Source organism: Pseudoalteromonas sp. SANK 73390 (assembly GCF_054966645.1).
Genome location: NZ_ARPN01000114.1, coordinates 12,951 through 29,506, shown reverse-complemented (window position 1 = coordinate 29,506; position 16,556 = coordinate 12,951). Strand labels below are relative to the sequence as shown.

General features: G+C 40.6%; 11 protein-coding genes. 2 read left to right on the top strand and 9 right to left on the bottom strand.

Features of this window, described 5'->3' with window-relative positions; genetic code table 11:
- Nucleotides 1-10 precede the first annotated feature (10 nt).
- From lgt to rppH, 4 genes are all read right to left on the bottom strand, one after another.
- Nucleotides 11-811, bottom strand: coding sequence for a prolipoprotein diacylglyceryl transferase (lgt, locus tag SANK73390_RS15945; RefSeq protein WP_261594814.1), 801 nt, complete (start codon nt 809-811; stop codon nt 11-13).
- Nucleotides 812-820: 9 nt separating this feature from the next.
- On the bottom strand, nt 821-1,630 hold the full coding sequence (locus SANK73390_RS15940; protein WP_462767216.1) for a sulfite exporter TauE/SafE family protein: 810 nt from the start codon (nt 1,628-1,630) through the stop codon (nt 821-823).
- Between the two features lie 76 nt (nt 1,631-1,706).
- A complete protein-coding gene (gene ptsP / locus SANK73390_RS15935; RefSeq protein ID WP_462767214.1) occupies nt 1,707-3,977 on the bottom strand; it encodes a phosphoenolpyruvate--protein phosphotransferase in 2,271 nt (756 codons plus the stop codon).
- Nucleotides 3,978-3,989: 12 nt separating this feature from the next.
- Complete coding sequence (gene rppH / locus SANK73390_RS15930; RefSeq protein ID WP_261594817.1) at nt 3,990-4,517, bottom strand: RNA pyrophosphohydrolase; 528 nt, start codon at nt 4,515-4,517, stop codon at nt 3,990-3,992.
- Nucleotides 4,518-4,949: 432 nt separating this feature from the next.
- Here rppH and mutH point away from each other — a divergent pair, with 432 nt between their 5' ends.
- Complete coding sequence (mutH, locus tag SANK73390_RS15925; RefSeq protein WP_462767211.1) at nt 4,950-5,624, top strand: DNA mismatch repair endonuclease MutH; 675 nt, start codon at nt 4,950-4,952, stop codon at nt 5,622-5,624.
- Between the two features lie 257 nt (nt 5,625-5,881).
- On the opposite strand, the gene eno is transcribed toward mutH, so the two are convergent.
- The 5 genes from eno to rlmD form a co-directional block, all read right to left on the bottom strand.
- Nucleotides 5,882-7,174, bottom strand: coding sequence for a phosphopyruvate hydratase (eno, locus tag SANK73390_RS15920; protein WP_462767208.1), 1,293 nt, complete (start codon nt 7,172-7,174; stop codon nt 5,882-5,884).
- 140 nt (nt 7,175-7,314) lie between these two features.
- Complete coding sequence (locus SANK73390_RS15915) at nt 7,315-8,949, bottom strand: CTP synthase (RefSeq protein ID WP_261594820.1); 1,635 nt, start codon at nt 8,947-8,949, stop codon at nt 7,315-7,317.
- 124 nt (nt 8,950-9,073) lie between these two features.
- Nucleotides 9,074-9,865, bottom strand: a complete 792-nt coding sequence (gene mazG / locus SANK73390_RS15910) for a nucleoside triphosphate pyrophosphohydrolase (protein WP_462767206.1) — start codon at nt 9,863-9,865, stop codon at nt 9,074-9,076.
- A gap of 17 nt (nt 9,866-9,882) precedes the next feature.
- Nucleotides 9,883-12,039, bottom strand: coding sequence for a GTP diphosphokinase (gene relA, locus SANK73390_RS15905; RefSeq protein ID WP_462767203.1), 2,157 nt, complete (start codon nt 12,037-12,039; stop codon nt 9,883-9,885).
- A gap of 5 nt (nt 12,040-12,044) precedes the next feature.
- Nucleotides 12,045-13,352, bottom strand: a complete 1,308-nt coding sequence (rlmD, locus tag SANK73390_RS15900) for a 23S rRNA (uracil(1939)-C(5))-methyltransferase RlmD (protein ID WP_462767201.1) — start codon at nt 13,350-13,352, stop codon at nt 12,045-12,047.
- An 81-nt stretch (nt 13,353-13,433) separates the two neighbouring features.
- Between rlmD and barA the strand changes: the two genes are divergently transcribed.
- Nucleotides 13,434-16,190, top strand: a complete 2,757-nt coding sequence (gene barA / locus SANK73390_RS15895) for a two-component sensor histidine kinase BarA (RefSeq protein ID WP_462767198.1) — start codon at nt 13,434-13,436, stop codon at nt 16,188-16,190.
- Nucleotides 16,191-16,556 lie beyond the last annotated feature (366 nt).

Here is a 16,556-nt window from a genome sequence, read left to right as displayed (position 1 = left end):
AATGACTATCTTATTTATTTTTTATTGACTCTGGCTGTACTTTGTATGCCCACACCATCAGTGCAGCGCCGGCAATTACCATAGGCAATGACAATATTTGCCCTTGAGAAATCATGCCTGCATACAAGCCAATATGCGCATCAGGCTCTCTGAAATACTCTATCACAAAGCGAAATACACCATAACCGAGCAAGAATAAGCCTGCTATGCTTCCCGCTGGTCTTGGTTTTTTAGCGAACCAGACAAGCATAATAAATAATACTAAGCCTTCAAAAAGCGCTTCATACAATTGCGATGGATGTCTTGGTAATGGTCCACCTGTCGGGAATACAAACGCCCAAGGTACGTCGGTCGTTCGACCCCAAAGCTCACCATTAATAAAGTTACCTATTCTTCCCGCCATAAGGCCAACTGGCACCAGAGGTACAACAAAGTCACCAACGGATACAATTGACTTTTTGGTTCGTAACGCAAATACAATGATGGCTGTGATCACACCCAATGCACCACCATGAAAAGACATACCACCTTGGTCAATTCTAAATAAATATAATGGATTCTCTATAAAATATGAAAACTGATAAAACAACACATAACCAATTCTTCCACCTAAGATCACACCTAACATGCTGTAAAACAGCAAATCACTAACTTGCTCTTTGGTCCAGCCTGAGTTGGGCTTTTCGGCTTGCCTATTTGCCATCCACATAGCAAACAAAAAACCAATTAAATACATCACGCCGTACCAACGCACGCTCAATGGCCCTATTGAAAATATAATGGGGTCAATCTGTGGAAACTGCAAAGCCATCGCTTTCCCTTAACTAATGATCATGTGAGTGGCGATGACTAACAGCAACGCCGCGAAAATTTTCTTGATTGTCGAAACCGGTAAAAACTGAGTCGACTTAGCACCTACTGGTGCCATAAACCAAGACGTTAATACAATACCAAACAATGCTGGTAAATAGATAAAGCCAGCAAAACCTTGTAAAATAGTATAATGAGCACTTCCTGATGTAATATATCCCAACGAACCAAATAAGGCGATGACAATGCCACAAGCCGATGCACACCCAATTGCCTTTCTAATATCTAAAGAAAAGTAACTAAGCAAAGGTACAATTAAAGCACCACCCCCTATTCCTATCATTGCTGATAAGCCACCCATCATAGTCGTGAACATTGACAGAACCGGTCCACTTGGGAGCCTTCGTATAGGTGCAGTCTTTTTGGAGCTACTATAGAGCATTCTAATTGCTATCAGCACCACACTGGTAGCAAATATACCGCGTATAATTGGCTCTGGCAGTAGTGCAGCTAAAAAGCCACTAATTAACGCCCCTACTGCAACCCCTCCCATTACAAAAGGAGCAATATCCCATGGCACATTGCCATTTCGGTGATGTGCTAATGCAGACGAAGTAGAGGTGAATAAAATAGATGCTAAAGAAGTAGCAATAGCCACTAAAACTATTTGTGACTCTGGAACAATATTAAAATAACGTAAAATACTGGATAAAATGGGGACAATTACTAGCCCGCCACCGATCCCCAGTAACCCTGCAAGAAAACCAACAACACTTCCAAGTAATGCGCAACTGGCTATCAGCAAGATAACGTCGCTCATAAATCAATATCTCTTATTATTTTTAAGCGCGTAATGGTAACGCATTCTTTGCGACTGTGCATCTTTACTATCGTGGTTAGTTTGACTGATAGAGTAGTTCGCTGAAATTATGTTCAATCATAAAGTTACGTAATAAACGATGAACTTGTTTAGCGCATGCCTGTGCTAAACACTCCTCGAGCAACTCTTCCATACTACTTACATGTAAACGCCTTAGTACCCACTTTACTTTACTTAAAGAGGAAATATTCATACTGAGTCGTCGATAGCCCATAGCCACCAATAAAATCGCCCCTTCTGGTTCACCACCTAGCTCACCACACAAACTAAAGGGTAGCTCAAAGTTTTGACAGCTTTTAGCAATACTATTGAGCACGCGAAGTACACTAGGGTGATAGGGGTCAAATAAATCCGCAACTTGTGCATTATTTCTATCAACGGCTAATAAGTATTGTGTAAGATCATTACTACCCACAGAACAGAAGTCGACTTTTTTTGACCATTCAGGCAATAAAAACACACTTGAAGGAACCTCTAACATCACCCCAACCTCTGGCTTATCGATTAATAGAAACTGATCAGCCCACTCTTGTTGTAACTCAAAATACGCTTGCTCAAGTAAAGCTAAAGAGTCATCAACTTCTTCTGTGTGACTCACCATAGGTAACATGATACGCAAGTTACCTAACCCTGCATTAGCTTTAATCATGGCTTTTAATTGATCGAGAAACAGCTCAGGGTGATCTAACGATACTCGGATACCACGCCAGCCCAAAAAAGGGTTCTCTTCTTTAATATCAAAGTAATCTAAAACTTTATCCCCACCTATATCTAAGGTGCGCATCACCACAGGCTCTGGATGATAGCGTGTTAAAACTTCGCGATACCATTGCTCTTGTTCGCTCTGGGACGGAAAACATCCTTTTTGCATAAACCATGCTTCAGTACGATATAAACCTACGCCATCGCAATATTTAGCAGTTAATGTTTCAGTGCTCAAATCAAGTCCAGCGTTAAGTAATAAGCTCACTCGCTCACCATCTAGCGTTATAGGTGGTAGTGCATGTTCTGCTTCAAACTTATCATGCAGTAGCCCTTCTTGGTAACGCATTTGCTCATATTCGTGACGCAGTACGTTAGAAGGCGAAATATATAGCCGCCCAGCATAACCATCTAAGATAATGTCTTTATTTTCTAACTGTAAAAGGGGAATATCTTCCACACCCCAAATTGCTGGAATACCCATTGCTTTTGTTAAAATCGACGCGTGCGAATTAGCTGCACCTTGCACACTCACCACGCCTTTTAACTTATCTTTGGGTATTTCTGCAAGCATAGTCGGTGTGAGGGTATGTGTTATTAATACGGTATCCTCAGGATATGACTTAGCTACATGCTCAGTACTGACTAAGTGGTGTAACACCCTTAAGCCAATATCTTTGACGTCAACCGCACGCTCTTTAATATAGGGGTCTTGCATCGCATTAAATTGTTTAACTAAGCCTTCAATTACATGCTTTAAGGCACTTTTAGCGTTCCACCCTAAATTTAGCTGGGTATCTACTTGTTGGCCCAAGCTTTGCGCATCTAACAGTTGTTGATAAACCTCAAAAACTGCTAACGCCTCTTTAGGTATTGTGTCACTAAGGGTATTCGCCAGAAGATGAAATTCTTGACGAGTTGTGGCGACTGCCTGCAAAAACAACTGTCTTTGCTGCTCAATATTCGCTGATTTTTGTGGCTCAATGCTATCAAAACTAAGCTTGGGAAGTATCACAAACGCCTTACCAATCGCGATACCCGGCGAACCAGATACACCTTTTAATACAGATGTATGGTGCGCACTTGCCTCTTGCGTCAAAATACTTTGCATTTCAGCATGTGCGAGTTGAGAGGCCAGTTGAGCTGACAACGTAATAAGAAATGACTCTTCATCATGACTAAATACCCGAGCCATCTTTTGCTGTACAACAATGACACCTAGCACTTTGCGCTGGTGAACCACGGGCACAGATAAGAACGCATTATAGCCTTCTTCATTTACTTCTGGTGATAATTTAAAACGGGGATGAGACTGCGCATAAGCAATATTAATTGGCTCTTCTCTTTGAGCCACTAGCCCCACTAAACCCTCGGTAAAGCCCACTCTAAATTGACCAATAGCATTTGGATTTAAGCCATCACTGGCCATTAGTACAAAGTTGTCTTGGCTATAGTCTGCAAAGTAAATGGAGCAACATTCAGTATTCATGGCCTGTTTGACCAAAGTTACAAATTGCGTCAAAGCATCATCAAGATTTGCTTGTTGTGAAACCGATTCAACAATTGAGCGCAACGTTGCTAACACTATTAACTCCTTTTATCGGCGATGCCGCCAATTAGATGACTCTCTGCCCTGAGGCTCTTTTCTATTAAAGGGCATTGCAAACGGTGCAAACTCTTTCATCACACGCCGATATACATCTCTTTTAAAAGATACTACTTGCCTAACTGGATACCAATAGCTGACCCATCGCCAATCATCAAATTCAGGATGATGTGTATGCAACAAATCTACATCTTCATCTTTACACCTAAGCTTCAGCAAAAACCATTTTTGCTTTTGCCCAATACACACTGGACTTGAATCTCGGCGGATCAACCGCTTTGGTAATTTATAACGTAACCAGTGCTTAGAACTGGCAACAATTTCTACATCTTCTTGCTTTAAACCCACTTCCTCATACAGTTCTCTATACATCGTTTGTTCAGGAGTCTCCCCCTCATCAACGCCACCTTGTGGAAACTGCCAAGAATGCTGTCCAAAACGCCGAGCCCAAAATACTTGACCTTGATTATTACAGATCACTATTCCGACATTGGCACGAAAACCTTCGGCATCAATCACCTTAGTGCCTCTTTTATAAGTCGATTTTTAATGATTGTTCCACAACTTCTAGCACACGGCAAATATTATTCCTGCTTTCACTCAAGTTACTCACAGCTTGTACATAATTTTTCATAACTACGCTTAATTTACAAACAAATCCACAATTAACCGGCATATACAGTACTTTCTCCACAGAAACTGTGGATAATTATGTTCATATTGTTGTATTTATCCAATCCCTCCTATTTTTTACAGGTTGCTCCTCTCAACTAAGAATAGAAAATTTCTTTTATTTCAATACAATAAAGAAAAGCACTGTATATTCATGCGGTGATTAAATAAACAAAAACAAACTAGATTAAAAATCGCACAGCCATTTAACTTGAATTTCTCTATATTACGAATTTTAGTTACAATGCCTGTTCCATAATCTGGCTATTATTACTTATCATGATTAAACCCTCTCCGCCCCAAACAATCGCAGAATTGATGCAGCGTGTTGAAGCGATTTCGGGTCTTACACTGGGCGACCTGGCAACTCAATATCAATTTAAAAGCCCCGAGCACTTATTACGTGAAAAGGGGTGGCCTGGGCAGCTCTTAGAGTATGTGCTAGGTGCAAGCGCAGGCTCAAAACCTGTACCTGACTTTGAATTATTAGGAATTGAACTAAAATCGCTACCTATTGATTATGCAGGTAAACCTCTAGAGACAACCTATGTCTCTGTTGTCCCACTTACTAACTTAACAGGCATCAGGTGGGAAAACAGTACCGTAAAAAAGAAGCTCAACCATGTACTATGGCTGCCAGTGCTGGCTGAACGAGATATCCTGCCAGTTGATCGCACTATTGGCAGTGGTTTTTTATGGCAGCCATCAGCAGCTCAACAAGCTGCACTACAAAGAGATTGGGAAGAACAAATTGAGCTCATCGCGTTGGGTCGTGTAGATGAAATTTCGGGGCACTTAGGGCAAGTTATGCAAATCAGGCCTAAAGCGGCTAATAGTAGAGTAACCACTGATGCCATAGGACCTGCAGGCAAGATTATAAAAACATTACCAAGGGGGTTTTACTTAAAAACTAACTTTACACAAAGTATCCTCATGCAAGAGTTTAAAGCATAATTCTATTATCAATATGACGAGATATTACGGCAGATAAATGGCTTAGTAAGCAGGCATAAATTTCGGTATGTGGCTATTCTACATGAGTCATTTTTAACGTCGTTAATGAATCATTTAGCTCGCTACAATGATCAATGTTTTAATAAAATTGATATTACAGATATTCAATGGACACTACCTTGGTTTATTTTGAGCAAAAAAAATACCGCTACATTAACGCTGAGCGGTATTTAAAGCATTTAATTATTGTTCAGAAATTACTGACCTTTAATTTCTGAACGACCTTTATACGCTGCTTTCTCACCCAAAGCTTCTTCGATGCGAAGTAGTTGGTTATATTTAGCAACACGGTCTGAGCGACACAGTGATCCTGTCTTGATTTGACCCGCAGCTGTACCCACTGCTAAATCAGCAATTGTTGCATCTTCAGTTTCACCCGAGCGATGCGAGATAACAGCAGTAAAGCCAGCATCATGCGCCATCTTAATCGCATCTAAAGTTTCTGACAGTGAACCAATTTGGTTAAACTTAATTAAGATTGAGTTACCAATGTTCTCATCGATACCGCGTTTAAGAATCTTCGTGTTAGTTACAAATAAATCATCACCAACTAGCTGCACTTTGTCGCCGATTTTATCTGTTAGTACTTTCCAGCCTGCCCAATCACTTTCATCTAAACCATCTTCAATTGATACAATTGGGTAACGAGCAGCAAGGTCAGCTAAGAAATCAGCAAAGCCTGCTGAATCAAATGCTTTACCTTCGCCTTTAAGGTCGTATTTACCATCAACGTAAAACTCTGATGCCGCACAATCCAAAGCAAGTGTAATATCTTTGTTTAGCTCATAGCCTGCGTCACTTACTGCTTGAGCAATAACTTCTAACGCTTCTTCATTAGATTTTAAATCTGGTGCAAATCCACCTTCATCACCTACCGCTGTGTTTAAGCCACGAGCATTAAGGACTTTTTTCAAGCTATGGAAAATTTCAGCACCCATACGTAATGCTTCACGGAAGCTCTTAGCACCCACAGGCTGAACCATAAACTCTTGAATATCAACGTTGTTATCTGCGTGCTCACCACCGTTGATAATATTCATCATAGGCACAGGCATTGAATACTGGCCTGATGTACCGTTGATGTCTGCAATATGCTCATACAATGCAACACCTTTATCTTCTGCTGCTGCTTTTGCATTAGCAAGTGATACAGCTAAAATCGCATTTGCACCTAGTTTTTCTTTGTTCTCAGTGCCATCTAAATCGATCATAACTTGGTCAACAGCGCGTTGATTCAAAGCATCTTTGCCCTCAAGTGCTTGAGCAATATCAGCGTTAATGAAATTAACAGCAGTTAAAACACCTTTACCTAAGTAGCGAGATTTGTCGCCATCACGTAGTTCAAGTGCTTCGCGAGTTCCTGTTGATGCACCAGATGGTGCACATGCACGACCCCATGCGCCTGAAGCTAGATGAACATCCGCTTCAACTGTCGGGTTACCACGTGAGTCCATAACTTCACGGCCAATCACTTTTACGATTTTTGACATCTTGATTCCTCTTATTCCCAAAGTGGTGAGTGTAATGTTTTTATACTTATAAATAAGTACTGGTTTTCATTTACATGTTAAATGCAAAGCAATACTTACTTCATAAAAAAAGCCGCGCAAATGCACGGCTTATTATTTAATTACGATTGCGCTTTTTGGTGAGTATAAGCTGCTGCTATAAACCCTTCAAATAGCGGGTGCCCATCGCGAGGCGTCGAGGTAAACTCAGGGTGGAATTGAGCCGCAATGAACCAAGGGTGATCTTTATTTTCAATGATCTCCACCAGTTTTTTGTCTTCCGATAAGCCGGTAAATTGTAAACCTGCTTTTTCCAAACGCTCAACATAATGGTTATTTACTTCATAGCGGTGGCGATGACGCTCTACAATTTCGTCATTACCATAAACATCACGGACTTTAGAACCCTTTTTAAGATGGCACTTTTGCGCACCTAAACGCATAGTGCCACCTAAATCAGACTCTTCATCACGCACTTCTAGATTACCTTCTGCATCTAACCATTCAGTGATCAAGCCAATAACTGGATGTGCTGATTTTGCATCAAACTCCGTTGAGTTTGCACCTTCAAGGCCTGCAACATTTCGAGCATATTCAATCAAAGCAACCTGCATGCCTAAACAGATACCAAGGTATGGTACTTTATTTTCACGTGCGTATTTTGCAGCTAAAATTTTACCTTCAACGCCACGGTTACCAAAACCACCAGGTACCAAAATAGCATCAAGATGAGAAAGTCTTTCAACACCTTTACTTTCAATGTCTTGTGAATCAACATACTCAATGTTAACCGTTACTCGATTTTTCAAGCCAGCGTGCTTAAGCGCTTCGTTTACTGATTTATAGGCATCTGGCAACTCAATATATTTACCAACCATACCAATCGTTACTTCACCCGTTGGATTAGACTCTTGATAAAGTACCTGCTCCCACTCAACCAAGTCAGCTTCTGGTGCTTCTAGGTAAAAGCGACGACAAACTAGATTATCTAAGTCTTGCGATTTCAAGAGCGCTGGAATTTTATAAATGCTGTCTACATCAGGGAGTGAAATAACAGCTTTTTCTTCAACATTGGTGAACAATGCAATTTTTGCACGTTCATTAGCGGGTAACCGACAATTTGAGCGGCAAACTAAAATATCTGGTTGAATACCAATTGAACGAAGCTCTTTCACAGAGTGTTGCGTTGGTTTTGTTTTCACTTCACCTGCAGTACCAAGAAATGGCACCAGTGTTAAGTGCATGAATAGTGCATGTTCACGACCAAGCACCGTGCCTAGCTGACGAAGTGCTTCTAAAAAAGGTTGTGATTCGATATCACCAACAGTACCACCCACTTCAACAATCGCAATATCATAGCCTTCAGCACCTTCCAGTACACGACGCTTAATATCATTAGTTATATGGGGAATAACTTGAATAGTGGCACCTAAATATTCGCCCTTACGCTCACGACGTAATACATCTTCAAAAACTCGACCTTGAGTGAAGTTATTACGACTTGTCATTTTGGTGCGAATAAAGCGCTCATAGTGACCTAAATCAAGGTCAGTTTCTGCGCCATCTTCTGTTACAAACACCTCACCGTGTTGAATCGGGCTCATCGTGCCCGGATCAACATTGATATAGGGATCCAGCTTAAGAATCGTTACATTCAAGCCACGTGCTTCTAAAATAGCGGCTAAAGATGCAGCTGCAATACCTTTACCCAAGGAGGAAACAACTCCGCCCGTTACGAAGATAAATTTTGTACTCATGCGAACCCTAGAATATCAGGAAAAATGGAATTTAAATAAGAATCAAGACGGGGCGATAGTATAGCAAAGCACCTCAAATCAATCCAGCTAAAAATCACACTAAGCGATGCCTTGTCTTCTCGCCCTATTTTTGTTGTTTAACTTGCTCCCAAGCACTGTCCATTTGCGATAACGTTGCATCTTTGAGGCATAACCCTTGCTGACGCAAGGTTTCGTCTACTCGCTCAAAGCGGTCTGTAAACTTATCACATGCCAAACGCAGAACTTGTTCTGGGTCGTGCTTAGCGTGTCGGGCCACATTGACTGTAGCAAATAATAAATCTCCCAATTCTTCTGCGCTATGCGCTGAATGTGGGTCTTGAGCTAGCGCTTCGCTGACCTCTTGCACTTCTTCGCTCACTTTATCAAGTGCACCATGGTAACTAGGCCAATCAAAGCCTAATGCTGCAACACACTTTTGAATCTTGTGTGCTCTTGATAAAGCCGGTAACACTTTGGGAATATCACCCCATAAAGGTAGCTTTTTAGCTAAGTGCTTAGCAGCCCTTTCTTGTGCTTTAATAGCTTGCCACTGCACTTCGAGCTGAGCATCAGACAATTGTTGCTGCCCTTTAAATACATGAGGGTGTCGACGTGTTAGCTTGTCGTTCAACCCAGTTACGATATCATTAAAGTCAAACGTCCCTTGTTCTTGTGCCATTTGCGCATAAAACACAACTTGAAATAATAAATCCCCCAATTCATCTTTTAAGGCATCCATACTATTACTTTCAATTGCATCAGCAACTTCATATGCTTCTTCTAATGTGTGTGGCACAATAGATTTAAACGTTTGTTGCTTATCCCAGTCACACCCTTTTTCGGGGTCACGCAATGTTGCCATAATTGACAACAACTCTGCTACTTGATCACTCATGTAAGTTAACGCTCACTTTAGTGTTGCCTTTTTGATTCAAATACACCATCTATTTGGTGCAATTTAGTGAGTAAACGGTTCATAGAAGATAAATCAGACACTTCTACTTTCATTTCAAAAATAGCCACCGCCCGCTCATCGTTTGTTTGCACATTCATATTCAATACATTGACTTTTTCATTCGCCAACACCGAACTAATATCTCTGATCAACCCCTGTCTATCATGCGCTTCTACTCTTATCGTGATGGCATATGCCGACTGGATTTCTTCAGACCAGCTTACCGCAACTTCACGTTCAGGATGAAGGTCACTAATATGCGCAAATGCATCGCAGTCCGTTCTATGTACTGCAATCCCTCTCCCTTGGGTAATATAACCAACAATTTCATCACCGGGTACTGGTTGGCAGCACTTGGCAACATGACTCATTAGAGAACCTACGCCATCAACAACAACGCCGTTTTTATCGCCTTTTCTTTTACGAGGTGACGCTATTTTAAGCTTCGGTAACTCTTCGGGCTTATCCTGCACATAATTTAAAAACTGATTGAGGCGAATATCACCCGCCCCCACAGCAGCCATTAAGTCATCTACATTTTTAAAATTAAAACGTGCAATTGCTGGCTCTAGCTGCTTATAAGTTAAATCAAGCTTAGCAAGCTGCGTATCTAAAATTTCTTTTCCAGCTAGTAGGTTTTTATCCCTATCCTGTTGCTTAAACCAATGGTGAATTTTACTGCGTGCTCGAGATGAATGGATATAACCTAATGAAGGATTTAACCAATCTCGACTAGGTGAGGCATTTTTTTGCGTTAGAATTTCAATTTGATCACCCGTTGATAGCTTATAAGTAAACGGTACAATTTTTCCAAACACTTTAGCGCCAATACAGCGATGCCCCACATTCGAGTGAATATAGTATGCAAAATCTAGCGGTGTTGCGCCCAGTGGTAAATCAAATATATCGCCTCTTGGCGTAAACACATAGACACGGTCTTCAACTACTTGATTTTTTAGTTCATCCGCTAAATCACTGCCATCGACCACTTCTTCTTGCCATTGCAGTAACTTTCTTAGCCAACTTATTTTTTGTTCATAGCCAGAACCACGTGCAGGTAAAGCACCTTCTTTATACATCCAATGCGCCGCCACACCTAGTTCAGCATCTTGATGCATTTCTTGGGTGCGAATTTGAATTTCAACCGTTTTTCCGTCAGGGCCAAATACCACAGTGTGAATAGACTGATAGCCATTTTGTTTGGGCGTCGCAACATAATCATCAAATTCTTTAGGTAAGTGTCGCCAACTTGTATGCACAATACCAAGCGCTGCATAACAATCTTGCAGTTTATCCACGACAACTCGCATAGCCCGAATATCAAATAGCTGGTCAAATTCATAGTTTTTTTGCGACATCTTTTTATAAATGCTGTAAATGTGTTTTGGTCGGCCATATACCTGAGCTTTAATACCAGCCGCACCGAGTTTATCACTGACCTGTGTAACCATATTTTCCATATAAGCTTCTCGGTCTAGACGCTTATCCGCAAGTTGTTTGGCAATTTTTTTATACGTCTGTGGGTGTAAGTAACGAAAAGATAAATCTTCTAGTTCCCACTTTAGTTGCCCGATGCCCAATCGATTAGCAAGAGGAGCAAAAATATTGGCCGTTGCTTTGGCCGCAATAACACGCTCATCTTCATCTGCATCTTTCACCGCTCTTAAATGGCAAATTTGCTCAGCAAGTTTGATCACCACTGCTCGAACATCTTCAACCATTGCCAACAACATGCGGCGAATATTATCAATTTGTACATGGCCTTTCCCCTGATGAGCCAATGTACTGATTGTCGCCATTTGCTCCACGCCATTTAGCAATAACGCAATATTGTCACCCAATTCGCTTTTAACATTATCGATATCAATCAGGTTAGCCAAATAATAGGGGGTCAAATAAGCCGTTGCTAATGATTCAGCGTCAAGGTTCAGTTCAGCAAGGATCTCAACCATTTCAATGGCATTGTTAAGCATCTCAGCACTTGGCTCTGTTGGACACAAACCATGCGCTTGCTTTAAACGAGCTAGCTTCTCATCCGACAATGCCAGCAGTGACAATCGTGCTGAAAAGTCAGCTGGAAGCTGTTGTTGATGCGACTGGCGAGTTGCAACCATTCCTGTTACCTCCTTTGGAACAACGCCATAGTTTCAATATGCCCTGTATGCGGGAACATATTCATTAGCCCAATTTTATCTAATTTAAAACCGGCTTCTATCAACAAAGTACAATCTCGTGCAAGGGTTACCGGATCACACGATACGTACAACACTTTTTCAAACTGAATAAGTGGTAACTGTTTTAATATCTCATAGGCCCCGGTTCGTGAAGGGTCTAAAAGTAATACATTTAAAGATTCTTTAAACCAACTTGCCTGTGACAATGATTGGGTTAAATCGAAACAGAAGAACTGCACATTGTTAAGTTGGTTAGTGTGCGCATTTTGCTTGGCCATTGCAACCGATGACTGCGAACCTTCAACACCGATCACTTCACTCGCTTGTTTTGCCACCAATAAGGAAAAATTACCGATACCACAAAATAGATCAAGTACCGTGTCTTCGTGAGACAAATCAAGCCAACTTTGAGCTTGTAACAGCATTTTCTCATTCACAGCACGATTAACTTGAACAAAGTTATCTAGTTTAAATTCAAAGCTCAATTGAGCGACTTTATAACTTGGTAAAGTCATATAAGCTGTATGCCCAGAACCATCATCCCATAGCAAATTGTAAGGTTTTAGCTCGGTGGCAAGCTCATCTTTAACTTTTTGTTCTATCTTTTTAGTGTGCCGAAATAATACAAACTGACCATTATCAGCATCACATAACTGAATATGGCTAATTGAAGAACACGCAGTGTGTCTATTTAAAGTCTCTCTAAGTTGAGAAAAGCAGTGTACAAATGGGTCTGTCAATACATTGCACTGTGCAACTTCCACAATTTGCTTACTCTTTGCGCCTCGAAAGCCCAATTTGAGTCGCTGTGCTTTATTATCAAATATGCAAGCTACTCTCGCCGCGCGACGGTAGTGCGTTGACTCACTTTCTATTGCCGCTTGCCATGGCAAATTAGCTACTTTTGTAAACTTCATAAACAAAGCATCTAACGCTTTATGTTTATGAGTCAACTGATTCGTATGATCTAAATGCTGTAACTGACAACCACCGCATAGGTGGTAGTCTTTACAAAATGCCATTACTCTTTGCTCACTTGGGGTGACAATTTTAACTGCTTTAGCAATAATCAACTTTGCTTTTTCTTGCTGAATTTGTGCTTTAACACACTCACCAGCCAAAGCCCCCTCAACAAAGCACACTTTACCTTGGTATTTAGCCACTCCTCGACCTTGATGATCTATAGACTCAACAGTCAATTCTATATTTTTTCCCTTTGATGTTGCTGCCTTAGCTCGGAAAAACTGCGCCATACTCTACCCCTTAAACATTGCTAATCAGCGCCTAACTAGATAATCTATTGATAAATTAATGACTCTGCGCACTGCCCTACAATGACAAAACTTAGCCTTCGTGACAGCATTCTTGCACTTACCATCATTCCAACAGTGCTGATCGGCTTAATACTTGGCGGGTATTTTACCGTAAATCGCTATGTTGAGCTTGAAGAAATTCTATATCAACAAGGTAGTAGCATTTCAGAGCCACTTGCTATTGCTGCTGAACAAGCAGTTTTAACACAAGACAGAGCTGCATTGCACCGGATTATTAGCACTGCACACAATAAACACTCACCATTGATTAAGAGTATTGCGTTATTTGATCAAGATAACCAATTACTGCTAACAAGTAATTATCACGAACAGTTTGAGCAACTTTATTTTTTTGGAGATGTATCCCAGCTACATAAAACTGAATTAGTTAAGCTAAACGACTCTTTTGTATTTTTTACACCCATCAAACACTTTTCTAAACAGCTAGACCGATGGCATACCACACATCCAAGAACCTTATCGGTGTTAGCCATTGAAGTAAGCCAAAATCAAGCTTTAATTTCACAGCAACAAGCATTGATTTGGAGCAGCTGTATCATTTTATTTGCTCTACTATTGGGCGGGTTTCTTTCTTTTCGGATCAGCAAGATGTTTACCGTACCATTATCGCAATTACTACTCGCTACCGACAAATTAGTAGAAGGTAAGCGAGATATCGATATTGAGAGACAGATGATTGGTGAATTTGAATTACTGCGCCAAGGTCTCAATACCATTAATGAAAAAATGATTGCGCAGCGTGACGAAATGCAAAAGCACATTGACCAAGCAACAAGCGACTATAAAGAAACACTTGAACAGTATGAAACACAAAATATTCAATTAAATATAGCTAAACGAGAAGCACAAGATGCGAACCGAGTAAAGTCTGATTTTTTAGCTAAAATGAGTCACGAACTAAGAACCCCATTAAATGGCGTAATTGGCTTTACCCGCCAGCTGTATAAAACACCACTTAATAAACACCAAAAAGACTATTTAGATACCATAGAGCTCTCAGCAAACAGCCTACTCACTATCATTAGTGATATTTTAGACTTTTCTAAACTTGAAGCTGGTGCCATGGATTTAGAGAATATTCAATTCCAATTACGTGATGCAGTCAATGAAGTCATGACTTTATTGGCACCCAGTGCGCATGATAAAAACTTGGAGCTGTCTATCGCTATTAACCGGCAAGTCCCTGACAACCTTGTCGGTGACCCCACTCGATTTAAACAAGTGCTGATCAACCTAGTTAGCAACGCCATTAAATTTACTGAAAAAGGGTCCGTAAAGGTAGATGTGACGTATCGCTTATTAGATGACTCTCACGCCTCATTACTAGTCTCTGTGAGTGATACAGGTGTGGGTATTGCGATGGATAAACAAGACGCATTATTTATTCCTTTTGCACAAGCTGATTCTAGTATTACCCGAAAATTTGGGGGGACAGGTCTTGGTTTAATTATCACTAAACATATTGTCGAAACAATGAAAGGTCGGATCACCTTGAACTCAGCACCTGGTAATGGCACATGTTTTACCTTCAATGCGATTTTTGAGCTTCCTAATCGCATCTACAATGATGATTTGCCAAATAGTTCATTATTAAATAAGCGTATTTTGTATTTTGAGCCACATGCACATACACATTCAGCCGTTGTCTCTCAATTGGAAGAGTGGGATATGCAAATTACTTCATGTGAAAGTGAACAGGCCTTCTTAGACGCATTAAACAAGGAGTTTAACTTTGATATTTGTTTAATAGGTAACATGGCCAGTGTTGAGCATATGCAATTGGTAAAAAGCTATATAGCAAAAGCGCGAGACGCTGCCGACTACTTATATTTAATGCTAAATACTATTTCACATAATATGCGAGAGTCTCTAATTGGCAGTGGTGCAGATGCCTGTCTGAGCAAACCACTCAACCATAGAAAGTTATGTGAAGTACTTGCCGCCCCATACCGCTTGGACCACCCAAGTATTGCCGTTGATGACGGCGGTACCCAGATTTTGCCAATGAAAGTGTTAATTGCTGATGATAATGACGCTAATTTAAAACTACTCTCCACATTGTTAGAAGATCAAGTAGAGCTTATTGACACCGCCCATAACGGTGCCCAAGCCGTTGGTTTATGCAAAACACACAAATATGATTTAATTTTAATGGATATTCAAATGCCAATTATGGATGGCATTACCGCCTGTAAAACTATATTGGAGTGTTCTTTAAATGAAGGTACGCCAATAATTGCTGTAACAGCTCATGCTTTGGCTGGTGAAAAAGACCAGCTATTAAAAGATGGCTTTAAAGGTTATTTAACCAAGCCTATCGATGAAGATATGCTCAGACAAACTATTTCTGACCACAGTGCCAAGACTCCATTGAGCAAACAAAAGACCAAAGTAATCAACGATGAAAGCGTTGCACCTTTTGAGAGCCCGTTACTAGATTGGCAATTAGCACTACAGCATGCTGGAGGAAAACCTGATTTAGCACTTGAAATGCTTAACATGCTTTTAGATGGTTTAGAAGGACTGCTAGAGACACTTGAGCAAGCTTATGAGCAGCAAGATACGCAGGCACTGTTAAAAGTTATTCACAAATTTCATGGCGCTTGTTGTTATACCGGCGTGCCTAAACTTAAAAGCTTGGCTGAAATACTGGAAACGTCACTCAAGCAATCTCGCCCTATCAGTGAATTTGAACCAGAGCTATTGGAATTAATTGATGAACTAACAAACCTCTATCGAGATGCTAATACACGATAATAGACGATTTAGCGTGTGTAGCAGTGATAATATGAGAACATGCGCTTTACAAACTTACTTCTGCCTCAGTAACTTCTATGTCTCTGCTAAAAAGTGAAAATAAGTAGTTGGATTTTTAAAACATCAACTATCTTTGATCCTCAGCAACTTTCCTTACCTCACAGTCGTCTTCAATGATGATGTTGCGTTCAAAATTCAGGCTTTTTTATACTGTAATGACTGCCTATCACCGTTGAAAATAACTCAGATAGAGGGAAATTCGCTAATCCAGTACTGAGGTATATTATAAAAAGATACACGGCTCGATTTTCGGGTGAACTTATTAAGGTGATTTGGACCCTCTGAAAGTGACCTAAAGCAATGCTC

Excerpts from the sequence above, each read along its gene's own strand:
- lgt (WP_261594814.1), bottom strand. The coding sequence starts at position 811 with ATGGCTTTGCAGTTTCCACAGATTGACCCCATTATATTTTCAATAGGG.
- SANK73390_RS15940 (WP_462767216.1), bottom strand. The coding sequence starts at position 1,630 with ATGAGCGACGTTATCTTGCTGATAGCCAGTTGCGCATTACTTGGAAGT.
- mutH (WP_462767211.1), top strand. The coding sequence starts at position 4,950 with ATGATTAAACCCTCTCCGCCCCAAACAATCGCAGAATTGATGCAGCGT.
- eno (WP_462767208.1), bottom strand. The coding sequence starts at position 7,174 with ATGTCAAAAATCGTAAAAGTGATTGGCCGTGAAGTTATGGACTCACGT.
- SANK73390_RS15915 (WP_261594820.1), bottom strand. The coding sequence starts at position 8,949 with ATGAGTACAAAATTTATCTTCGTAACGGGCGGAGTTGTTTCCTCCTTG.
- mazG (WP_462767206.1), bottom strand. The coding sequence starts at position 9,865 with ATGAGTGATCAAGTAGCAGAGTTGTTGTCAATTATGGCAACATTGCGT.
- relA (WP_462767203.1), bottom strand. The coding sequence starts at position 12,039 with ATGGTTGCAACTCGCCAGTCGCATCAACAACAGCTTCCAGCTGACTTT.
- rlmD (WP_462767201.1), bottom strand. The coding sequence starts at position 13,352 with ATGGCGCAGTTTTTCCGAGCTAAGGCAGCAACATCAAAGGGAAAAAAT.
- barA (WP_462767198.1), top strand. The coding sequence starts at position 13,434 with ATGACAAAACTTAGCCTTCGTGACAGCATTCTTGCACTTACCATCATT.